This window comes from Streptomyces erythrochromogenes (assembly GCF_040684695.1).
GTDB lineage: Bacteria > Actinomycetota > Actinomycetes > Streptomycetales > Streptomycetaceae > Streptomyces > Streptomyces erythrochromogenes_C.
Genome location: NZ_JBFBGM010000030.1, coordinates 17,641 through 39,370, shown reverse-complemented (window position 1 = coordinate 39,370; position 21,730 = coordinate 17,641). Strand labels below are relative to the sequence as shown.

Annotated in this window: 15 protein-coding genes; 4 read left to right on the top strand and 11 right to left on the bottom strand. The window is 73.1% G+C overall.

Annotated features, from left to right (window positions below):
* Positions 1-820: 820 nt before the first annotated feature.
* Positions 821-2,533: a carbohydrate-binding module family 20 domain-containing protein gene (locus AB0O53_RS32160; protein WP_351001325.1), complete on the top strand. Its 1,713-nt coding sequence runs from the start codon at positions 821-823 to the stop codon at positions 2,531-2,533.
* Between the two features lie 121 nt (positions 2,534-2,654).
* Entirely contained in the window at positions 2,655-8,003 is a 5,349-nt protein-coding gene (gene pulA / locus AB0O53_RS32155) for a pullulanase-type alpha-1,6-glucosidase (protein ID WP_435886701.1), read from the top strand.
* Here the strand turns inward: pulA and AB0O53_RS32150 are convergent.
* From AB0O53_RS32150 to AB0O53_RS32115, 8 genes are all read right to left on the bottom strand, one after another.
* A complete protein-coding gene (locus AB0O53_RS32150) occupies positions 7,990-8,526 on the bottom strand; it encodes a GNAT family N-acetyltransferase (protein ID WP_351001328.1) in 537 nt (178 codons plus the stop codon). The genes pulA and AB0O53_RS32150 overlap by 14 nt on opposite strands.
* A 63-nt stretch (positions 8,527-8,589) precedes the next feature.
* Positions 8,590-9,306 (bottom strand): TetR/AcrR family transcriptional regulator, encoded by a 717-nt coding sequence (locus AB0O53_RS32145; protein WP_365200315.1) that lies wholly within the window; start codon positions 9,304-9,306, stop codon positions 8,590-8,592.
* Between the two features lie 24 nt (positions 9,307-9,330).
* The gene (locus AB0O53_RS32140; protein ID WP_365200312.1) at positions 9,331-10,386 is read right to left on the bottom strand and encodes a PDR/VanB family oxidoreductase; all 1,056 of its coding nucleotides are present in this window, start codon (positions 10,384-10,386) and stop codon (positions 9,331-9,333) included.
* Positions 10,383-11,285 carry a metal-dependent hydrolase gene (locus AB0O53_RS32135; RefSeq protein WP_365200309.1) on the bottom strand — a complete coding sequence of 301 codons (903 nt, stop codon included), beginning with the start codon at positions 11,283-11,285 and terminating at the stop codon, positions 10,383-10,385. The genes AB0O53_RS32140 and AB0O53_RS32135 overlap by 4 nt, the downstream gene beginning before the upstream one ends.
* Positions 11,286-11,417: 132 nt before the next feature.
* On the bottom strand, positions 11,418-12,821 hold the full coding sequence (locus tag AB0O53_RS32130; protein ID WP_365200306.1) for a hypothetical protein: 1,404 nt from the start codon (positions 12,819-12,821) through the stop codon (positions 11,418-11,420).
* Positions 12,822-13,003: 182 nt separating this feature from the next.
* The gene (locus AB0O53_RS32125) at positions 13,004-14,944 is read right to left on the bottom strand and encodes a hypothetical protein (protein ID WP_351001343.1); all 1,941 of its coding nucleotides are present in this window, start codon (positions 14,942-14,944) and stop codon (positions 13,004-13,006) included.
* A 151-nt stretch (positions 14,945-15,095) separates the two neighbouring features.
* Positions 15,096-15,893 carry a tyrosine-protein phosphatase gene (locus tag AB0O53_RS32120; protein ID WP_365200302.1) on the bottom strand — a complete coding sequence of 266 codons (798 nt, stop codon included), beginning with the start codon at positions 15,891-15,893 and terminating at the stop codon, positions 15,096-15,098.
* A gap of 46 nt (positions 15,894-15,939) precedes the next feature.
* A complete protein-coding gene (locus AB0O53_RS32115) occupies positions 15,940-16,527 on the bottom strand; it encodes a rhomboid-like protein (protein WP_351001349.1) in 588 nt (195 codons plus the stop codon).
* A 63-nt stretch (positions 16,528-16,590) separates the two neighbouring features.
* On the opposite strand from AB0O53_RS32115, the gene AB0O53_RS32110 reads away from it, so the two are divergent.
* Positions 16,591-17,304 carry a hypothetical protein gene (locus AB0O53_RS32110; protein WP_351001352.1) on the top strand — a complete coding sequence of 238 codons (714 nt, stop codon included), beginning with the start codon at positions 16,591-16,593 and terminating at the stop codon, positions 17,302-17,304.
* 86 nt (positions 17,305-17,390) lie between these two features.
* Positions 17,391-18,911, top strand: coding sequence for a PepSY-associated TM helix domain-containing protein (locus AB0O53_RS32105; protein ID WP_365200297.1), 1,521 nt, complete (start codon positions 17,391-17,393; stop codon positions 18,909-18,911).
* A gap of 91 nt (positions 18,912-19,002) precedes the next feature.
* On the opposite strand, the gene AB0O53_RS32100 is transcribed toward AB0O53_RS32105, so the two are convergent.
* The 3 genes from AB0O53_RS32100 to glnII form a co-directional block, all read right to left on the bottom strand.
* The gene (locus tag AB0O53_RS32100; protein ID WP_351001358.1) at positions 19,003-19,641 is read right to left on the bottom strand and encodes a winged helix-turn-helix domain-containing protein; all 639 of its coding nucleotides are present in this window, start codon (positions 19,639-19,641) and stop codon (positions 19,003-19,005) included.
* A gap of 341 nt (positions 19,642-19,982) precedes the next feature.
* A complete protein-coding gene (locus tag AB0O53_RS32095) occupies positions 19,983-20,570 on the bottom strand; it encodes a DUF6891 domain-containing protein (protein ID WP_351001361.1) in 588 nt (195 codons plus the stop codon).
* Positions 20,571-20,659: 89 nt separating this feature from the next.
* Entirely contained in the window at positions 20,660-21,679 is a 1,020-nt protein-coding gene (glnII, locus tag AB0O53_RS32090; RefSeq protein WP_351001364.1) for a glutamine synthetase, read from the bottom strand.
* Between the last annotated feature and the right edge of the window lie 51 nt (positions 21,680-21,730).

Sequence of the window (21,730 nt, the reverse complement as noted above, 5' to 3'; positions counted from 1 at the left end):
TGGCCGAAAACGCTGAACCGAGCAACCAACTACAGACGTGCCACGGGCAAAGGCCAGGTGGGGTGCGAGGATCGCCAGCGCCGTCTCGACATTGGCCAGGAGAGATCCACCTCTTCATGCATCGGCCCCAGACCCCGATGGTCGAGTTGTGCCTGTTGCGGGTGTTTCAGGTGCAGCTGGCGAAGAACCCGGCCACAGAGGCCTGCGGACGCCGTCGGGCAGGAGCGCGTAGCGATGTGGGGCGCTCCCCGACCTCCCCGCGCATCGCTGATGTGGCCGTCCCTGAAACGAAGGTCCCGGCTCGTTCTTTTGGGGTTTTCCGCCGGTCCTTGCAGTTCCGGGGCGGGACGGGCGGTCAAGGGCGGCCGAAGGCCATCGCAACGCGACGCGACGCAGGAGCGCCCTTGAGGGACCGGCACGACCCGGAAAACCATCGGACAGACGGGAAAACCCCCAGAACGTCACTGACTCCCGCCCGAGTGGGTCCTGCCTACCCGAAGCTGCCCCGCGCCTTGTCGCCCCACCCGCGCCGGGGTGCCGCTCACCCCGCCCCCGCCCCCGCCGTCGTCAGGCCTCCCGTCCTGCCGGGATGCTGCTCCCCGCGCCGCCGCCGCCCCTTCCGCCCCCGCCCCGCCGGCTTCCGTTCCTCCGCCTCCGCCCCGCCTCTGAACTCGCCCTGGTCCGGGCCGAGTCCGGGGGTGGGGGTGGGAGGACACGCCTCGGAAACAATTCTGCAATCTCTTGCGCAAAGTCTTGCAGGGCTTCTACCTGGCACCTACGGTCGCTCCAATCCCCACACCTTCCGCCAGGAGGCCCCCGCATGCCTGCCAGAGCCGTCAGAGCTGCAACTCTTTTCACCGCCACCGCACTTGCCGCCGCCACGCTCACCGCCATCGCGCCGCAGGCCGCCGCCACGCCCCCCGGCGAGAAGGACGTGACCGCCGTCCTCTTCGAGTGGCGCTTCGCCTCCGTCGCCAAGGCCTGCACCGATTCCCTCGGCCCCGCCGGGTACGGGTACGTGCAGGTCTCGCCCCCGCAGGAGCACGTGCAGGGCAGCCAGTGGTGGACCTCGTACCAGCCCGTCAGCTACAAGATCGCCGGTCGGCTGGGGGACCGGGCCGCCTTCCAGGCGATGGTCGGCGCGTGTCACGCAGCGGGCGTGAAGGTCGTCGTGGACTCCGTCATCAACCACATGGCGGGCCCGGCGGACGCGGGTGCGACGCTGACGGGGACGGGCGGGTCTTCGTACACGAAGTACACCTATCCGGGGATCTACTCGGGCGCCGACATGGACGACTGCCGGGCGACGATCTCCAACTACCAGGACCGCGGCAACGTCCAGAACTGCGAGCTCGTCCAGCTCGCGGACCTGGACACCGGCGAGGACTACGTGCGCGGCCGGATCGCCGGCTACCTCAACGACCTGCTCTCGCTGGGCGTCGACGGCTTCCGCATCGACGCCGCCAAGCACATGCCCGCCGCCGACCTCGCCAACATCAAGTCCCGGCTGACGAACCCCTCGGTCTACTGGAAGCAGGAGGCGATATTCGGGGCGGGGGAGGCCGTCTCGCCGAGCGAGTACCTCGGCAACGGCGACGTGCAGGAGTTCCGCTACGCGCGGGACCTCAAGCGGGTCTTCCAGAGCGAGAACCTGGCCCACCTGAAGAACTTCGGCGAGGCGTGGGGCTACATGCCCTCCGCGCAGAGCGGCGTCTTCGTCGACAACCACGACACCGAGCGCCTCGGCGACACCCTCACCTACAAGGACGGGTCCGCCTACACCCTCGCCGGCGTGTTCGCGCTGGCCTGGCCGTACGGGTCCCCGGACGTGCACTCCGGCTACGAGTGGACCGACAAGGACGCCGGCCCGCCGAACGGCGGCACGGTCAACGCCTGTTACTCGGACGGGTGGAAGTGCCAGCACGCCTGGCGGGAGATCTCCTCGATGGTCGGCTTCCGGAACGCGGCGCGCGGTCAGGGCGTCGTGAACTGGTGGGACAACGGCGGCGACCAGATCGCCTTCGGGCGCGGCTCCAAGGCCTACGTCGCGATCAACCACGAGGGCTCGTCCCTGACCCGGACCTTCCAGACCTCGCTGCCGGCCGGTGACTACTGCGACGTGCAGAGCGGGCGCGCCGTGACCGTCGGTTCCGACGGCCGGTTCACCGCCACGCTCGGCGCCGGGACCGCCCTGGCCCTGCACGTGAACGCCCGTACCTGCTCGGGCACCCCGGCGGGCTCCGGCGGGGCGGCCTTCGCCGTCAACGCCACCACCGTGCCGGGACAGAACATCTACGTCACCGGTGACCGGGCCGAGCTCGGCAACTGGAACACCGGCGGTGCGTTGAAGCTCGACCCGGCGGCCTACCCCGTCTGGAAGCTCGACGTCTCCCTCCCGGCCGGCACGTCCTTCGCGTACAAGTACATCCGCAAGGACGCCTCCGGGAACGTCACCTGGGAGAGCGGCGCCAACCGTACGGCCACCGTCCCCGCGAGCGGCAAGGTCGCGCTGAGCGACACCTGGCGCAGCTGAGCCGCCGCCCCACAGACCAGGGCCGCCCGGCACCCCCTTACCCATCCCCCGGACTCCGTCCGGGGGGACCCCCAGGCCGGGCGGCCCTCATCCATGCGACACGTACACAAGGAGACCCGCCTTGATACGCCCTGCCGCAGGAGTGCTCGCCGCCGCCCTGGCCGTGACGCTCTTGCCCGCCCTCCCCGCCGCGGCCGCCGAGGCCAAGGCGCCCGCGCCGCCCTCGGACGCGAAACTCTCCGCCGAACCGGCCCGCAACGACCTGACCCGCGAGCAGTTCTACTTCGTGCTCCCGGACCGGTTCGCGAACGGTGATCCGGGCAACGACCGGGGCGGGCTGACCGGCTCCCGCCTGGAGACCGGCCTGGACCCCACCGACAAGGGCTTCTACCAGGGCGGCGACCTCAAGGGGCTCACCGACCGGCTCGACTACATCAAGGGGCTCGGCACCACGGCCATCTGGATGGCGCCGATCTTCAAGAACCAGCCGGTGCAGGGCAAGGGCGACGACGTCTCCGCCGGCTACCACGGCTACTGGATCACCGACTTCACCCAGGTCGACCCGCACTTCGGCACCAACGCGGACCTGGAGCGGCTGATCGACAAGGCGCACGCGAAGGGGATGAAGGTCTTCTTCGACGTCATCACCAACCACACCGCCGACGTCGTGGACTACCGGGAGGCCTCCTACGCGTACCTGTCGAAGGGGGCGTTCCCCTATCTGACGAAGGACGGGGTGCCGTTCGACGACAAGGACTACGCCGACGGGAAGGGGAAGTTCCCGAAGGTGGACGGGGAGTCCTTCCCGAGGACCCCGTTCGTGCCGGACGCGAAGAAGAACCTGAAGGTGCCGGGCTGGCTCAACGACCCGACGATGTACCACAACCGGGGTGACTCCACCTTCGCGGGCGAGTCCTCCGAGCAGGGCGACTTCTTCGGCCTGGACGACCTGTGGACCGAGCGTCCCGAGGTCGTCAGCGGGATGGAGAAGATCTACGAGAAGTGGGTCAAGGACTTCGAGATCGACGGCTTCCGCATCGACACGGTCAAGCACGTCAACACGGAGTTCTGGACGCAGTGGGCGACCGCCCTCGACGCGTACGCGGCCGACCGCGGGCGGGACGACTTCTTCATGTTCGGCGAGGTCTACTCCGCCGACACCGCCGTCACCTCCCCGTACGTGACCCGCGGGAAGCTCGACGCGACCCTCGACTTCCCGCTCCAGGACGCGATCCGCGCGTACGCCTCCCAGGGCGCGGCGGCCTCCCGGCTGGGCTCCGTCCTCGCCGACGACTACCGCTACACCTCCGGCAAGGCCAACGCCTACGAGCAGGTGACCTTCCTCGGCAACCACGACATGGGCCGCTTCGGGACCTTCCTGAAGCAGGACCGGCCGGGTGCGAGCGAGCAGGAGCTGCTGGGTCGCTACCGGCTCGCCAACGAGCTGATGTTCTTCTCCCGCGGCAACCCGGTGATCTACTCCGGTGACGAGCAGGGCTACACCGGCGCGGGCGGCGACAAGGACGCCCGCCAGCCGCTGTTCGCGTCGAAGACCGCCGACTACCTGGACGACGACCAGCTGGGAACGGCGCGCACGCACGCGAGCGACGCTTACGATCCGGAGCACCCCCTCTACAAGGAGATCAGTGCTCTCTCGAAGCTGACCAAGGCCCACCCGGCCCTGCGCGACGGCATCCAGAGCGAACGGTTCTCCGACGGCTCCGTGTACGCCTTCGCCCGTACCGACGCCCGCACCCGCACCGAGTACCTGGTCGCCGCCAACAACGGCGCCGAGTCGCGCACCGTGGAGATCGACGCCCCGGCCGGCACCCAGTACCGCACCCTCTACGGCGGCTCCGCGCTGATCCGCGCCTCCGCCGCCGGCAAGCTCACCGTCGTCGTCCCCGCCCTCGGCTCGGTGGTGCTCAAGGCCGTCGCCCCGCTCGCCAAGCCAACCGCCAAGCCCGCCCTGACCCTCAAGGCCCCGGCCCCCGGCGCCACCGGCACCGTCGAGCTGTCCGCCGACGTCAGCGGCGGCGGCCTGAACCGGGTCGTCTTCGCCGCCCAGACCGGCAACGAGAAGTGGCAGGTCCTCGGCTCGGCCGACCACGCCCCCTACAAGGTCACCCACCCCATCGACGCCAAGACCCCCGCCGGGACCCCGCTGCGCTACAAGGCGGTCGTCGTCGACTCCGCCGGCCGCACCGCGAGCGCCCTCGCGCAGTCCGTCACCGGCCAGGTCCCGCCCGTCGAGGTCCCCACCGCAACCCAGCGCGACTACGCGGTCGTCCACTACAACCGCCCCGACGGCGACTACACCGACTGGCGGCTCTACGCCTGGGGCGACATCGCAGAGGGCGAGGCCACTCCCTGGCCGGCCGGCCACGCCTTCACCGGCCGCGACGCCTACGGCGCCTTCGCGTACGTCAGGCTCAAGCCCGGCGCCTCCTCCGTCAGCTACCTCGTCATCGACAAGGACGGCAACAAGGACGTAGCCGCCGACCGCACCGTCGACGTGACGAAGACCGGCGAGATCTGGCTGGAGCAGGGCAAGGAGCCCGCCCGCACCGACCGCCCCGCCTACCCGCCGCAGGACCAGGGCAAGGCCGTCCTGCACTACCAGCGCCCCGACGGCGCGTACGACGGCTGGGGCCTGCACGTGTGGACCGGGGCCGCGACCCCGACCGACTGGTCCAAGCCGCTGCTGCCGACCCGCACCGACTCCTACGGCGCGGTCTACGAGGTCCCGCTCGCCGCCGGCGCCACCAGCCTCAGCTACATCCTGCACAAGGGCGACGAGAAGGACCTGCCCACCGACCAGTCCCTCGACCTCAAGGCCACCGGCCACGAGGTGTGGATGCTCGGCGGCCGGGAGAAGTACCTCCTGCCCCAGCCCGCCGGCTCCGCCGCCGCCCTCGACCTCACCAAGTCCCAGGCCGTCTGGCTCGACCGGAACACCGTCGCCTGGAACGCCCCCGCGGCCGCCGCCTCCGTCCAGCTCCTCGCCTCCCGCGAAGGCGCCGTCAAGGCCGAGAACGGCGCCCTGACCGGCCCGGCCCAGTGGCTGCGCCTCGGCCGCGCCGAACTGACCGCCGCCCAGAAGCAGAAGTTCCCGCACCTGGCCGCGTACACCGCCTTCACCGTCGACCCCCGCGACCGGGACCGCGTACGGGACGCCCTGCGCGGCCAGCTCGTCGCCAGCGCCCGCGCCGCGAACGACGCCGTGCTCGCCGCGACCGGCGTGCAGCTCGCCGGAGTCCTCGACGACCTGTACGCGACGACCGCCGCCCTGGGCCCGGTCTTCAAGGACGGCCGACCCACCCTCTCCGTCTGGGCCCCCACCGCCCAGCAGGTCTCCCTCGAACTCGACGGCCGCACCGTCGCCATGCGCCGCGACGACGCCACCGGCGTCTGGTCCGTGCGCGGCGAGCGCTCCTGGACCGGGAAGCCGTACCGCTACGCGGTGACCGTCTGGGCCCCCAGCACCCGCCAGGTGGTCCGCAACCTCGTCACCGACCCCTACTCCACCGCCCTGACGGCCGACTCCACCCACAGCCTGGCCGTGGACCTGGCCGACCCCAAGCTGGCGCCGCCCGGCTGGAAGCAGCTGCGCAAGCCCGCGGCCGTCCCCTTCACCTCCGCGCAGATCCAGGAGCTGCACATCCGCGACTTCTCCGTCGCGGACCGCACCAGCGGCCACCCCGGCCAGTACCTGGCCTTCACCGACACCGGCTCGGCGGGCATGCGCCACCTGCGCGACCTGGCCGCCGCCGGCACCTCCTACGTCCACCTCCTGCCCGCCTTCGACATCGGCACCATCCCGGAGAAGGCCGCGGACCGCACCGAGCCCGCCTGCGACCTCACGGTGTACGCGCCGGACTCGCAGGAGCAGCAGGCGTGCGTGGCGGCCGCCGCCGCGAAGGACTCCTACAACTGGGGCTACGACCCGCTGCACTACACCGTCCCTGAGGGCAGCTACGCCAGCGACCCGAACGGCACCGCCCGCACCGTCGAGTTCCGCAGGATGGTCCAGTCCCTGAACGGGGCCGGGCTGCGCACCGTGATGGACGTCGTCTACAACCACACCGTCGCCGCCGGGCAGTCGGACAAGTCGGTCCTCGACCGCATCGTCCCCGGCTACTACCAGCGCCTGCTGGCCGACGGCGGCGTCGCCACCTCCACCTGCTGCGCCAACACCGCCCCCGAGAACGCCATGATGGGCCGCCTCGTCGTCGACTCGATCGTCACCTGGGCGAAGGAGTACAAGGTCGACGGCTTCCGCTTCGACCTGATGGGCCACCACCCGAAGGCCAACATCCTGGCGGTGCGCGCCGCCCTGGACGCCCTGACGCCCGCCAAGGACGGCGTCGACGGCAAGAAGATCGTCCTCTACGGGGAGGGCTGGAACTTCGGCGAGATCGCCGACGACGCCCGCTTCGTCCAGGCGACGCAGAAGAACATGGCCGGGACCGGCATCGCCACCTTCTCCGACCGGGCGCGCGACGCGGTCCGCGGCGGCGGCCCCTTCGACGAGGACCCGCGCGTCCAGGGCTTCGCGTCGGGCCTGTTCACCGAGCCCAACGGATCGCCCGCCAACGGCACCCCGGCCGAGCAGAGGGCCCGCCTCCTGCACGCCCAGGACCTGATCAAGGTCGGCCTCTCCGGCAACCTCGCCCCGTACTCCTTCACCGACACCTCCGGGCGCCGCGTCAAGGGCTCCGAGGTGGACTACAACGGCTCTCCGGCCGGCTACGCGGCCGCCCCCGGCGACGCCCTCGCCTACGCGGACGCCCACGACAACGAGACCCTCGCCGACGCCCTGACCTACAAGCTCCCGCCCGCCACCACCAACCGCGACAGGGCCCGCATGCAGGTCCTGGCCATGGCGACGGCCACCCTCTCCCAGGGCCCGGCCCTCTCCCAGGCCGGCACCGACCTGCTGCGCTCCAAGTCCCTGGACCGCAACTCCTACGACAGCGGCGACTGGTTCAACGCCATCCAGTGGGACTGCCGCGCCGGCAACGGCTTCGGCCGCGGCCTGCCCCCGGCCGCCGACAACGGCCCGAAGTGGCCCTACGCGAAGCCCCTGCTGACCGGGCCCGCGCCCACCTGCACCGACATCAACGCGACCGCGGCGGCCCACCGCGACCTGCTGAAGATCCGCACCACCGAGCCGGACTTCGCCCTCACCACCGCCGAGGCCGTCCAGTCCCGGCTGGGCTTCCCGCTCTCGGGCCGGGAGGAGACCCCGGGCGTGATCACCATGACCCTGGGCGACCTGGTCGTGGTTTTCAACGCCACGCCCACCGCCCGGCCCCAGCGCGTGGCCGCCCTCGCGGGCACCGCCTACCGCCTGCACCCGGTGCAGGCGACGGGCTCCGACGCCACGGTCAAGCAGTCCGCCTACGACGCGACGACAGGAGAGTTCACCGTCCCCGCCCGCACCGTCTCCGTCTTCACACGACGCTGAGCCGGTCGAGCCGCTTCTCCAGCAGGATCACCCCGTAGACCCTGCCGTCCTTCCCCCGCTTGTCGGGGAGCTCCCCGACCACCCGGTAGCCCGCGCCCAGGTAGTACGCGAGCAGCCGGGGGTTGGTGGAGACGCAGTCCAGCCGCGCCCGCTCCCGCCCGGTCCTGGCCGTCCGCCGCTCGGCATGTTCGAGCAGCCGGCGGCCGGCCCCGGCGGGGGCGGTCTCGCGCGAGACCATCAGCCGGTGCACGTAGCCCGCGACGGGCGGCTGGATCCCCCAGGCCTCCTCGTCGGACCACCACAACTCGTAGGCCCCGCAGACCCGGCCGTCGGCGTCGCCGGCCAGCCACACCTCTCCGTCGTGCATCTTCGACCGGAAGTGCGCGGCGTCCTTGTCGCCGGGCTTCCACTGCTCGATCCCGTGCTTCACCATCCAGCGGGCGGCCTCGTCGTACAGGCGCACCAGCGTGCCGGCGTCCTTCTCCACGGCCGGCCGGAACAAGATCCCGTCGTCAATGATCACGCGGGCATTATCGGTGATCACCATCGGTCGTGATCAAGAGAGGGCGGGGGTTTGCGCGCCGGGTCACAAAGCGGGGGCCGCGCCGCCCGGAACGAGCCCCACCAGACGCCCGACCAGCTCCCCGAAAGGCCCGTCGGCGGGCTCGCCGGCCAGGATCCGCATCAGGATCCCCGCCATCTCCGCGTCGTACGCGGCACTCACCGCGGCCAGCGCCGCGAAGTCGTGCACCAGCTGCAGCTCCAGCTCGGCCCGCGGGATCCTGCGCCCGTCCAGCCAGATCAGCGCGGTGGACTCGGCGAGCGAGACCCAGGAGCGCACCACGAGCTCCAGCCGGGCCGGCACCTCGTCCAGTCCGACCCCCAGGTGGGTGAGGATCTGCTCGTACGCCGCCTGCCGAACCTCGTCGATCATCGCGTTGGCCCGGCTGCTGCCGGCCGCCGGACCGCCCCGCATCAGCGCCGAGAAGCCCGGCCCGTGGTCCTCGACGAAGGCGAAGAACCGCCCCATCACCCGCAGCAGGCGCGCCCCGAGCGGCCCTTCGTGCGGCTCGACGAACCGCAGCGCCAGCTCGTCGGCGGCCCGCCGCAGCGCCGCCTCGTACAGGCTGAGCTTGCCGGGGAAGTAGTGGTAGACCAGCGGCCGGGATATCCCCGCGGCCGCCGCTATCTCGTCGATCGACACGTCGTCGGGCGACCGGTGGCTGAACAGCTCCAGGGCAACCCCGATCAGCTGCTGCCGCCGCTCCTCGACACCCATCCTGCGCCGCACTCCGGTCGTCATGCGGGACACCCTACTGGGGAGCGCTCACAGGTCCAGGGCGAGGCGGTCCCCCTTCGCGCGCGAGACGCACAGCAGCATCGACTCCCCGCGCTCCTGGTCCGTGAGCAGGTCGTCGCGGTGGTCCACCTCGCCCGCGAGGACCCGGTGTTGGCAGGTCCCGCAGAATCCCTGCTCGCACGAGTACGGGGTGTCCGGCAGCTCGCGGCGCACGGCGGCGAGCGTGCTCTCCTGCGGGCCGACCTCGACGACCCGTCCCGAGCGGCGCAGTTCGACGGTGAAGGCCCGCGCCGGACCGGGCGCCGCCACCGGCGCGAACCGCTCCAGGTGCACGGCCGCCGGGTCCCGGACCGCCGCCGTGACGGCCTGCATCAGGGGTTCGGGGCCGCAGCAGTACACCAGGGTGCCCGGCGCGGTCTCGGCGAGCGGGGCCAGGTCGGGCAGGCCCACCTCGTCCTCGGGGTGGACCGTGACCCGGTCCCCGTAGACGGCGAGGTCGTCCAGGAAGGGCATCGAGTCGAGGGAGCGGCCCCCGTACAGGAGGGTCCAGTCGGCGCCGGCGTCGGTGGCGGCGCGGAGCATCGGCAGGATCGGGGTGATGCCGATGCCGCCCGCGACGAACGCGTACGACGGCGCCGGCAGCAGCTCGAAGCGGTTGCGCGGCGGCCGCAGTTCCAGCTCCGCGCCCTCGACGAGCTGGGCGTGCGCCTCGCGGGAGCCGCCGCGGCCGTCCTCCACCCGCCGGATCGCGATCCGGTAGCGGCCCTCGTCCGCCGGGTCGCCGCACAGCGAGTACTGGCGGACCAGGCCGGAGGGCAGGGTGACGTCCACGTGCGCGCCGGGCGTCCACGCGGGCAGCTCGGGGGACTCCAGGAGCAGTTCCAGCACGTCCTGGGCGGGCTGCGTACGGGAGACGATCAGCGCGCGCAGCGCGCGGCGCGGGGAGTGGCCCGAGACCGGTACGTCCAGGGCCGGCAGCGGCCACAGCGGGGAGTCGCCGATGCGGCGGTTCAGGGCCCGCCGGGCCGCCCAGGCCGCGCCCGCGACCGCCGCTGCCGTGGTGACGGCGAGGGTGCGCCTCATGCCCGCGCCCCCAGCCCGCCGTTGGCACCGGGGGAGGAGGCCAGGTAGGCCACCGCCTGGGCCGTCGAACCCTCCTGCGAGGGGTGGTACGTACGGGAGAGGTACTTCGGTATGGACTTCAGCATGGAGCCGGTCGAGGGGAGCACCCCCTGCTGTCCGGCCATGAAGAACTGCCCGAAGGAGGCCTTGCCGTCCACGAGATGGGGGTCGTTCTCCATGAAGAAGCGGACGCCGCGCTGCCACAGGAAGACCAGGGCGCTGAAGGCGGTCGCCCACGTCCGGGCCCGGCGCCGGTAGCCGCCGTCGACGTGCATGAAGAGGTCGAAGGCCACCGAGCGGTGCTCGACCTCCTCCGCGCCGTGCCAGCGCAGCAGGTCCAGCATGGTCGGGTCCGCGCCGCGCCGGTCGAGGGCATCGGCGTTGAGCACCCAGTCGCCCAGGAACGCGGTGTAGTGCTCGATCGCCGCGATCATCGCGACCCGCTCCATCAGCCACCAGTGACTGGCCCGGCCGGGCGGCAGGGTGCGGTCGCCGAGCAGCTTCTCGAACAGCCAGTCCACCTGGGCGGTGTAGGGGGTCGGGTCGAGCCCCAGGCGCTTCAGGTGCGGGAGGACGTCGTCGTGGGCGGCGGCGTGCATGGCCTCCTGGCCGATGAAGCCGACGACGTCCTCCCGCAGCCGCTCGTCCTTGATGTGGGGGAGCGCCTGCTTGTACACGTGCACGAACCACCGCTCCCCGGCGGGCAGCAGCAGGTGCAGCACATTGATCATGTGCCCGGCGAAGGGCTCGCCGGGCAGCCAGTGGAGCGGGGTGCCCTCCCAGCCGAAGGACACGTTCCTGGGCTTGAGGTCCACGTGTTCCGACGCCACGGGGGCGGGCGCGAGCGGCGTATTAGACATGGCGTCAATGTACTGATGGGTACAGGAGGTGAGAAGACCCCGGCGCCTCCGACTTCTCGCGCCCGCCGCGGTGTGGCGTCGTCCGGGGCGCCCGGTCCGGCCGGCCTCCGAAGCGGCCGGCCTCCGGGGCGGCTAGCGCCCGGTGCTGCCGCTCGCGAGCGCCCACTCGCGGTTCAGGGAGCCCAGCGGGATCTTGCGCTCGAAGGCGGGCGTGCCGAAGAGGGAGAGCTGGAGCTGGAGGTTCCCGCTCAGGTCGAACCCGCCGTACAGCGCCCAGGCGCCGTCGACGGAGGTCTTGCCGTCGCTGGACGCGGTCGCCTTGACGTCGGCCTCGCCGCGCAGGTACGGGGCGAAGTCGCCGGTGACGCCGACGGCTCCGTAGAGGCCGACGGACGCCTCGGCGCCGAGCGCGCCCTTGACCTTCCCGGCGGCGGTGACGGTCGCCCGGACCGGCGTGCTCTTCACGTTCGAGGAGCTGACCGGGGTCCAGCCCTTGCCGAAGGCGTAGCTGCCGCCGACCTTGAAGTCGCCCTTGACGTCCTGCTGGACGTCGAGGGTGACCTTGCCGTCGGCCTCCACCTGGATGTAGCAGGTCAGGCCGAGGTTGACGACCACCGGAACCGGGCCGACCTGGATGACCGGGGAGCTGTGCAGCTTGGCGAAGGGGATCCGCTTGGGGGCCCCGGTGCTCGCGGCGGCGCGGCCCTGGAGCTTCCACTGCGAGGACCAGTCGCCGCTCATCCCGAGGAAGGCGCCGTGCGGGCCGGAGCCGCCGCCCTGGCTGCCGTCGTACTGGAACTCGACCTGCGGGGCGAGCTGGACGAAGCCGGAGACGGAGGCGCCGGCCGAGGCGGGCGCGTCCGGGGCGGTGTCGACGGAGGCGTTCACGTCGAGCCGGAGGTTCCCGAGCGGCAGCTTGGCGCCCTCGGGGCCGAACTTCAGGCCGTCGCCCTTGGCCCAGGAGAAGGTGACGCCCTTCATCAGGGGCTCGACGACGACCGTCGAGGGGTCGACGGGGACCTTGCCGTCGGCCTTGTCGTCGTTGAGGACGGCGGCCAGCGTGGTGGAGGCGGTCTTGACCTCGGTGCCGCGGTCGGTCTTGCCGACGACCTCGGTGACCTTGGCGAGCAGGCCGTTCGGTGCGCCGGGCGCCGGGGCGCTGGCGATGACGTCGCCCGCGGCGACGGGCTTGTCGGCCTCGGGCGACGTGGCGGGCGAGGGCGCCTGGGAGGACCCCTTGGGCGGGGCCTTGGCTATGACGGCCCGTCCGGTCGCGGCGTCGTACGAGGCGACCTTCAGGGCGGACTTCTCGGTCCGGCCCTTCGAGCCGCCCCGGGCGACGGCGGCGGGGGTCGGCTCGCCCTGGGGCGCGGCGGCCACGTCCAGCTGCTGCGAGCCGCCGTCGCCGGACGGCGCGAGGGAGGAGGGGGCGGCCGGTTCGGCGGCGCCGGTGTGGGATGTCGAGGCGCAGCCGGTGGCGGTGAGCGCGAGGGCGGTCAGACCGGGGAGGAGGAGGCTGCGGGCAAGCGTGCGCACGTGGTGGACCTTCAAGGGGCAGGGGTGTGGGGGATTACCGAGCGGTAACCGGAATCCGATCATGCCATGTACGCGCTCTGACCGTCATGCCCGGATCCCGCCAACTCCCTTCAACCGCACAGTCGTTGAATCTTCACCCGACCCTGCGCTCACCCCGCCCCGGCCCGCCCCGGCCCCGGCGGTCAGCGCAGGACGCCTGCCTTCGTGCCGTCCGTCAGCTTCCCCGACAGGTCGACCTGGGCGCCGGCCGGGGCCTTGACCGCCAGCCGGTTGCCGTTCGCCGAACCGTTCACGCCGCCGCCCGAGACCGACAGCGAGGCGAACTGCGCGCTGCCCGCGGCCAGGACGTACCACTGGCCCGCCCGCGACTTCCACAGCACGCCCGCCAGCACCCGCGGTTCGCGCGGCCCGCACGCCGCGGACCCTTCCGCGGCCGCCGCCTGAGCCGCCGTGGCCGTGCCCGGCGCGAGGAACTGGGCCTGCACGCGGTCCGCCGCGCCCTGCCAGGTCTCGGCACGGGTGCAGAGCCAGGCCGCCGTCCCGTCGCCCTCCGGCAGCGGCTGCTTCGCGTACGTCCAGGCGTTGACCGTGCGGACCCCGTGCGAGCGCACCGACGGCAGCAGGCAGGCGATCCTCGACCAGTCCGCGAGCTCCGCGGCCTCGGTCGCGTTCCGCTCGGCACCCGGCGCACCCGAGGTGAGCCGGGCCGGGGTCAGCTCGCCCAGGTCGGTGATCAGCCGGGTGGCGCCGTCCCCGGTCAGGGACAGGGCGTTCCAGCTGGTGCAGTCGCCGGTCGGAGCCGGCCCCGGCACCGGCGGGGTGACCCCGTCCTGCGTCGTCTTCAGCACCGCCGGAGGGCCGCCGGGCTTGAGCAGGTCCCGCAGGGCCACCCCCGTCACCCACGGCGCCGCCAGATAGCGGACGTTGCCGTCGACCCGGCTGACGACCAGCGCGGTCGCGGTGTCCGCCGAGGCGCCGTCGACCCGGGCGAAGTCCAGGGCCGCGCCCGCGGAACCGGAGCGCGGTTCGGCGTAGCGGACCACGCGCAGGCCGTCGTACAGCAGGACCACCACGGCCTGGTCGACGGCGCCCGCGAACAGCAGCTGCGCCGGTCCCATCGGCGGCCCGGACGGGGTCCCGGGGGTGGCCGAGACGACCACGGAGGAGCCGGGCCGTGCCCAGACGGCCAGCGCCCGGCGCAGCAGCGCCGTGTCGTCCGCGCGGTCCCCGCGGACGGGCCAGGTGGAGAAGTCCGTACGGGAGGACGTGTGCCAGAGCGCGGGCGCGACCCGGACCAGCTTGGCCGGATCCAGAGCCTGTTCGGCCGCGGCGTTGCGCGCGTACGGCGGCGCCGCGGCCCCGTCCGAGCCCCAGCCCCCGCCGGGCAGCGCGAGCAGCGCCCCGCACACGGCGAGGGCGGCCGCGGCGGCCAGCGCGGCCCGCGTCAGGCGGCGGCGCCGCAGCAGGTCGGTGGGCCGGGCCTGGAGCACGCACGGGTCGAACTCGGGGGAGGAGAACAGCGCGTCGTTCGCCGGATCACCGGACTCCGCGACTGCGGCGGCCGGGTCCGGGACACCGGCCTCGTCGAGCACCCGGAGCACCTCCGGCTCGGGCAGCCGCTCCAGGGCGCGCAGGACGCAGGCGGCCCGGCCGGGACCGTCCAGGGTGGCCAGCCACTGGTCGAGGGCGAGTTCCTCGGCCCCGCCCGAGCGGGGGAACAGCCGCAGGCCCCACACCTGGGGCAGCGCCGGCGGGAGCTGCGCGCGCCGGGGCAGCGCCCGGAACGTCAGCGGGATCCCCGCCTCCAGCGCCGCGCGGAGCACCCGCAGCCGGACGTACGCGTACCCGGAGTCGTCCGGGCCGCCCCGCTGCCCCGGCACCCCGCCCTGGACGGCGGCCGCGCCCGCCGCCGCGTCCCGGCGCCCGCGCGGCAGCGCCCGCTGGACCAGGGAGTGGGCGGTGAGCACCCGACGGTTGCGGCCGAGGGTGGGGGGCAGCACCAGATAGGCGAGCCGCACCAGCCGCGGGTAGTGCTCGACGATGGCGGCCTCGGCCTGCTCGACGTCGGGCGGCACGGGAGCCGCGGGAGGCTGGGGGCGGGTGGCGGTATCCGGCGCAGTCACGTTCAGCAGAACGAGCGAATCGTCGGATGGTCACCCGCCCGCGCCCCGCCCCCGCCGTCGGATGGTCACCCGTCCGCGCCCCGCCCCAGTAGGCGGATGGGCCCCGCCCCCGTCGGCGTCCCCGACCCGGCCTGCGCCCCCCGGGAGGTCCTCAGGCCACGAGGCGGGCGCGGAGCGCCTCGACCGTTTCGTCCGCGACGCCGAGGCCCTCGCGCACGTACTTCTCCATGGAGCCGTAGCGCGTCTCGACCTCGTCGAGGGCGGCCTCCAGGTAGGAGGGGAAGACCCCGATCAGCGCGAGCGCGATGTCCGGGTTCCCGCCGGCCGCCGTGAAGCCCTCGATCATGGGGGCGAAGGCCTGCTTGACCGCCGGGTTCACCGACAGGTACTCGGCCATCAGGGTGTCGTCGTCCGCGCCGAGCAGCGCCAGGACGACGGTCGCGCCCCAGCCGGTGCGGTCCTTGCCCGCCGTGCAGTGGAACAGCAGCGGGCCCGCCTGCGGGTCGGCGGCCTCGGTCAGCAGCATCCGGTACGCGGCCTGCGCGGAGCCGGAGTGCACGAAGGACCGGTAGATGTCGGTGAACAGGGTCTGCGCCTTGCCGCCGCCCAGGTGCTCCTCGGCCACCGCCGGGTCGGAGAGCAGGTCCTTGAGCTGCGCGGCGGCGGGCTTCTTGCCGGCCTCCCGCAGCTTGTCCGCGAAGACGTCGGCGACCAGCAGGCGGGCCCCGGCCGGTATGCGGTCGGGGTGGTCGGCGCGCTCCGCTTCGGTGCGGAAGTCGATGACGGTGCGTACGCCGAGCGCCGCCACCACCGGGTCGGCGTCGAGGTCGAGCCGGTCGAGCTGGCCGGAGCGCAGGAGCAGGCCGGGGCGGACGGTGCGGCCGCCGGAGAGCGGGGTGCCTCCGAGGTCGCGGAGGTTGGCGACGGTGGTGGAGGGGGTGGCGGTCATCGTGGCGGCTCCAGCGGTGTTCGAGTTACTCGTGTCATGCGGCGATTCAGCCAATTTTCTGATGCTTTGCGCCGGAAAGGCAATCGAGGGCCAGCGAGACGCCCAGGCCGATCCCGAGCGCCGCGAGGTGTCCGGCGTCGGTGAAGGTCCGGCCGCGCTTCAGCACGGGCGCCGCGGCCAGCGCCAGCAGGCCGGCCCGGGCCGCCGTGCGGACGGGCCCGCGCGGCAGGGCCGAGGTCAGCGCGCCGAGGACCGCGTTGAACCCGTAGCTCGTCCCCACGTCCAGGGCGGCGCGGGTCGCGGAATCGGTCGTCCTGCGCAGCGCGCCGTACACCAGGAGGGTCGCCGAGGCGTGCCCGAACAGGAACACCGCGGCCGTCCACCAGGCCCCGTACGCGTATTCGGCGTAGCCGAGCACCGCGACCAGCAGCAGGGCGTACGGCAGGGGCATCGGTTCCTCGACGACGAGAGCGCTGCTCAGCAGGGTCTCCCAGCGCCCGGCGGCGAGGTTGTCGACATTCGTCGAGCATCCCCGGAGCAGCCGCTCGCGGTCGGCCGGTCCGGTGCGCTCCAGTGCGTACGCGCCGAGCTGGACCCCGCCGGCGTACACCGCTCCCCATGGAATTGGATTCACCTGCTCATGATCGGATAAGCCTCTGGCGGAAACCAAGGGGCCCCGTGCGAACATGTCCCGGCCATGTTCGAATCCTTCGCGCCACTGCGCGCCACCCGAGCCGCACTCTTCGCGGCGATGTGCGTCGCGCTGGGCGCCGTGGGGCATTCGCACATGTCCGGGATGGATGTTCCCCTTCTCGGTCTTCTGGGCGCTTTCGCGGTGACGGGCGTCCTCGCCTGGCTCCTCGCCGGGCGGCGGCGCGGACCCGTGGGCATCACCGGCGCCGTGCTCTCCATGCAGGGCGTGCTGCACCTCGTCTTCTCCGGCACGCAGGCGGTCGAGTCCGCTTCCGGGCCCGCCGCGACGCGGGGGCACCACCACATGCCCGCCGCCGGGGCCCCCGGTGCGGCCGACATGGCGAGCGTGGCCGACATGGCGGGCATGGCCGACATGGCCGGTACGGCTTCCCACGGCGGCGCGGGGATGATCGCCGCGCACGTGCTCGCCGGGCTGGTCTGCGCCGCCTGGCTGGCGCGCGGCGAGGCCGCCGTCTTCCGGCTGGCCCGCGTCCTGGGCGCCGCCGCGCTGCACGCGGCCCGGCCGCTGGCCCGCGCGCTCGACCTGGTGCGGGCCCGGGTGGCCGCCGTGCCGGCCCCGCCCGCCTTCCGTGCCCCGTACCGGCGGCCGCGCCGGCTGCGCGGAGCGGTCCACGCCCATGCCGTGGTGCGCCGAGGGCCGCCGTGGAGCGGCAGTGTCCACCGCTCCACGGCCCCCGGCCGTCCTGCCCGCGCCTGATCCGGCGCACCTCCACGGCACCCGTGCGAGGGGAGGCGAGACCTGGGGCCGCCGTCCCCATGCCTTCGCCAACACCGAGGACCAGCATGTCCCTTGAAGAGGTCAAGGACGTCCGCACCCCGGACGCCACCCCGGAAACGACCCCGGACCCCACCCCGGCAACCACCCCGGACTCCGACCCGGCAACCACCCCGGACTCCGACCCGCCCGCCCCCTCCAGGAGCCGCAGCGGCGGCTGGGCCTCCGTACGCCCGCTGCTCCTGCGCATGCACTTCTACGCGGGCCTGCTCATCGCCCCGCTGCTCTTCCTCGCCGCCGCCACCGGGCTGCTCTACGCCGCCTCCTGGCAGGCCGAGAAGATCGTCTACGCCGACGAGCTGACCGTCGCCCGCGTCGGCGACGGAGCCCTGCCGCTCAGCGCCCAGGTCGAGGCGGCCAAGGGCGCGGCGCCCGAGGGCGAGGTCGTGTCCGTGTGGCCGGGCCCCGACGCCGAGGCCACCACCCGCGTGATCATGGAGAACCCGGGCCTCGCGGAGGGCGAGACCCTCACCGTCTTCGTCGACCCGTACACCGCCGAGGTGCGCGGGCAGCTCACCACCGTCGGCGACGCGCTGCCGCTGCGCGCCTGGCTGAGCACCTTCCACTCCAACCTCCAGCTCGGGGAGTTCGGCCGCAACTACAGCGAGATGGCCGCCAGCTGGATGTGGGTGGTCGCGCTCGGCGGCCTCGCCCTGTGGATCGGCCGCCGCCGCAAGCGGGCGGCGCAGCTCGTCCTCCCGGAGCGGGGGGCCACCGACCGGCGCCGGACCCTGTCCTGGCACGGGGTCGTCGGCCTGTGGTCCGTCGCCGGACTCGTCGTCCTCTCCGCCACCGGCCTGACCTGGTCGAAGTACGCCGGTGAGAACATCGGGCAGCTCCAGGACAGCCTCGGCGGCGCCACCCCGGCCGTCTCCGCCAAGCTGAACCCGGGTACGGACGCCGGCGGCGCCGACGAGCACGCGGGCCACACCATGCCCGAGGGCACGACGATGCCCCCGCCCGCTCCCACCGCCGACGTCGGCCTCGACCGGGCCGTGGCCGCCGCCCGGGACGCCGGCGTCACCGAGGCGATCCGCGTGACCCTGCCCGCCGAGGGCAAGGGGTACGTCATCAAGGAGCAGGACAAGCAGGTGCCGGTGCACTTCGACGCCGTCGCCGTCGACCCCGCCGACGCCCGGGTCATGGACGAACTGCGCTTCGCCGACTACCCGGTGCTCGCGAAGATGACCCGCTACGGCATCGACCTGCACATGGGCCAGACCTTCGGGCTCGTCAACCAGATCGTGCTCGCCGCCCTGGCCGTCGGCGTGATGTTCCTCGTCTTCTGGGGCTACCGCATGTGGTGGCTGCGCCGGCCGACGAAGGACCGCACGCTGTCGGTCGGCCGCGCGCAGCCGCGCGGCGCCTGGCGGAAGCTGCCCGTCACCGTGCTGCTGCCGCTGGCCGCGGTGACCGCCCTGGTGGGCTGGTTCATCCCGCTGCTGGGCATCAGCCTGGCCGCCTTCCTCGTGGTGGACCTGCTGCTCGGCTTCGTGGCGCGCCGCCGGGCGGCGGCCGCGGCCGCGTAGCGCCGCACCGCTGAAAACGGTGGGCCCGTACTCCGTGGAGGAGTGCGGGCCCACCGTCGTTCCCGGACCGGACCGGACCGGGCCGGGCCGGTCAGGGGGCGTACTTGTAGCCCACCCGGCGCACCGTCTGGATCGCACCGCGGTGGGCCCCGCCCAGCTTGCGCCGCAGCCGGGCGACGTGGACGTCGACGGTCCGGCCGTCGCCGACGTGGCCGTAGCCCCAGACCGTGGTGACCAGCTGGTCGCGGCTGTGCACCCGGTGCGGGTGCTGCACGAGATGGGCCAGCAGCTCGAACTCCAGGTACGTCAGGTCGAGTACGCGCCCGTCGACCTCGGCGGTGCGCTGCGCCGCGTCGATGCGGATCAGGGCGTCGCCCTGGCCGGCGGCCGGGGTCGGGGCGGGGGCCGGGGCAGCGGTGGCTGCGGTCGCCGCGGGCTCGGTACGGGCGCCGGGGACCGGCTGGGCCGGGGTGGCCACGGCCTGCGGGGCGAAGGCGATCGGCGGCTGCTGGTCCGCCGGTACGAGGACCAGGTAGCCGACCATCGGCGGCTGGCCCGGCAGCGCCGGAAGGGTGTGCTGGGGTGCGGGCAGCCAGGTGGCGCCGGGCGGGAGGAAGTCCACGACCCGGGCCACCTCGTCCCGGTCCACGGCGCGCAGCCGGTGGCGGGGACTGGGGGGATAGGAGAGCGGAGAGGTCGCAGCGGAGGTCAGGGAGCGGGTGTTCGCCATGAGTGGTCAGCTCTTTCACGCGGAGTGGTCGGCAGGAGACGTGCGTGCGTCATCGATGTCGTACCGCGCAGACCGAAGGCCTCGGGGAAACCCGGAGGAGAGGTCCCGGAGGCTTTAGAGGGCCGGCGCGTTCTTCGCGCGGCAACACTCACGATCGAAGTCGTGGTCCTGACGGGACGGCCAGAACGGCTCGAGGTCGCTGCGACCTGACGAGGTGTGCGAGTGGCTGGCCATGGCCCCATTCAAGCAGAAGAGCCGCCCCCGGGGCAGGCTGTGTCTCGCATCCCGGATGGCTGTCTCACGATACGGTCGACGTGTCGGTCAAACCGGGGCAGAAACCCTCAACCGGCCAGCCGCTTCCGCCAGTCCAGGCCCGTCACTTGTATCGCATCGTGGGCGGCCCCGCTCCACGTCCAGCAGAGCCCCTCGGCGTCGAGCGCCGCGGTGACCTCCCGGCCGACCGAGACCGTCAGGTCCTCGTCGGGCTCGAACCCGCCGTACATGAGGAACAGGTCCCCGCCGGCGGCCGCCCCCTCGGCGGCCTGCCGGTGGAAGAACACGAACCCCCGCGCGTCCTCCTCGCCGTCGCCCCGGATCTCGCCGAGGCCGCACCCGCGGCAGCAGGTGAAGTTCTCCCGGGCCGTGATGCCCGACGCCTCCAGGGCGGCGAAGGCGCGGGTGACGCGCTCCGGATCCGTCGTACCCGTCCAGCCGGCCTGCTCGGCCTGCCGCTCCCGCCACAGCCGGTCCACGAGCCGCGCGGCCTGCTCGCGCGTGACCGGCCGGACGTCGCCGTCGACGAGGTACTCCTCGGCGGACTCGGCCAGCGCGTCCCGCCCGTCGTACCCGCACACCAGCCACCCGCGCACGACCCCCGCCAACTCCCGCTCCACCTCGGCCCCGAGGGCCGGCACGTCCGCTGTCGTCATGGGGACACCGTCCCATGCGGGAGTGACAACGCCCGCCGGGCCTCGGGAGGCGCGGCGGGCGTCGGGGTGCGGGCGGGGAGGCGGGGCCGTCAGGCCAGGCCGTCCTTCTCCAGGCCGGTGCAGCAGGTGTCCGTGATCAGGCGGGTCACCACGTACGGGTCCACGTTCGCGTTCGGGCGGCGGTCCTCGATGTAGCCCTTGCCGTCCTTCTCCACCTGCCACGGGATGCGGACCGAGGCGCCGCGGTCCGAGACGCCGTAGCTGAACTCGTTCCAGGGGGCCGTCTCGTGCAGGCCCGTCAGGCGCTCGTCGATGCCGGCGCCGTAGTTCTTCACGTGGTCGAGCGGCTTGCTGCCCTCGCCCAGTGCCTCGCACGCCGAGATGATCGCCCGGTACTCCTCGCGCATCGACTTCGTGGAGAAGTTGGTGTGCGCGCCCGCGCCGTTCCAGTCGCCCTTGACCGGCTTCGGGTTCAGCGTCGCGGAGACGTTGAAGTCCTCGGCGGTGCGGTAGAGCAGCCAGCGCGCGATCCACAGCTGGTCGGAGACCTCCAGCGGGCTCAGCGGGCCGACCTGGAACTCCCACTGGCCGGGCATGACCTCGGCGTTGATGCCGGAGATCTCCAGGCCCGCCGCCAGGCAGTGGTCCAGGTGCTTCTCGACGATCTCGCGGCCGAAGATCTCGTCCGAGCCGACGCCGCAGTAGTAGCCGCCCTGCGCGGCCGGGAAGCCGCCCACCGGGAAGCCGAGCGGACGGACGCCGTCGAAGAAGGTGTACTCCTGCTCGATGCCGAAGATCGGCTCCTGGCCGGCGAACTTCTCGGCTACCGGACGCAGCAGCGCGCGGGTGTTCGACTCGTGCGGGGTCATGTCGATGTTCAGGACCTCGCACAGCACGAGGACGTTGTCCCCGCCGCGGATCGGGTCCGGGCAGGAGAACACCGGGTTCAGCACGCGGTCGGAGGCGTGGCCCTCGGCCTGGTTGGTGCTCGATCCGTCGAAGCCCCAGATCGGCAGCTCGGCGCCGTCGGCCAGGATCTTCGTCTTGGAGCGAAGCTTCGCCGTCGGCTCGGTGCCGTCGATCCAGATGTACTCAGCCTTGTAGCTCACGGGCCCCATCCTCAGACTCTGCGGGTGCTGCTGGACGCTGCTTCATCGCTG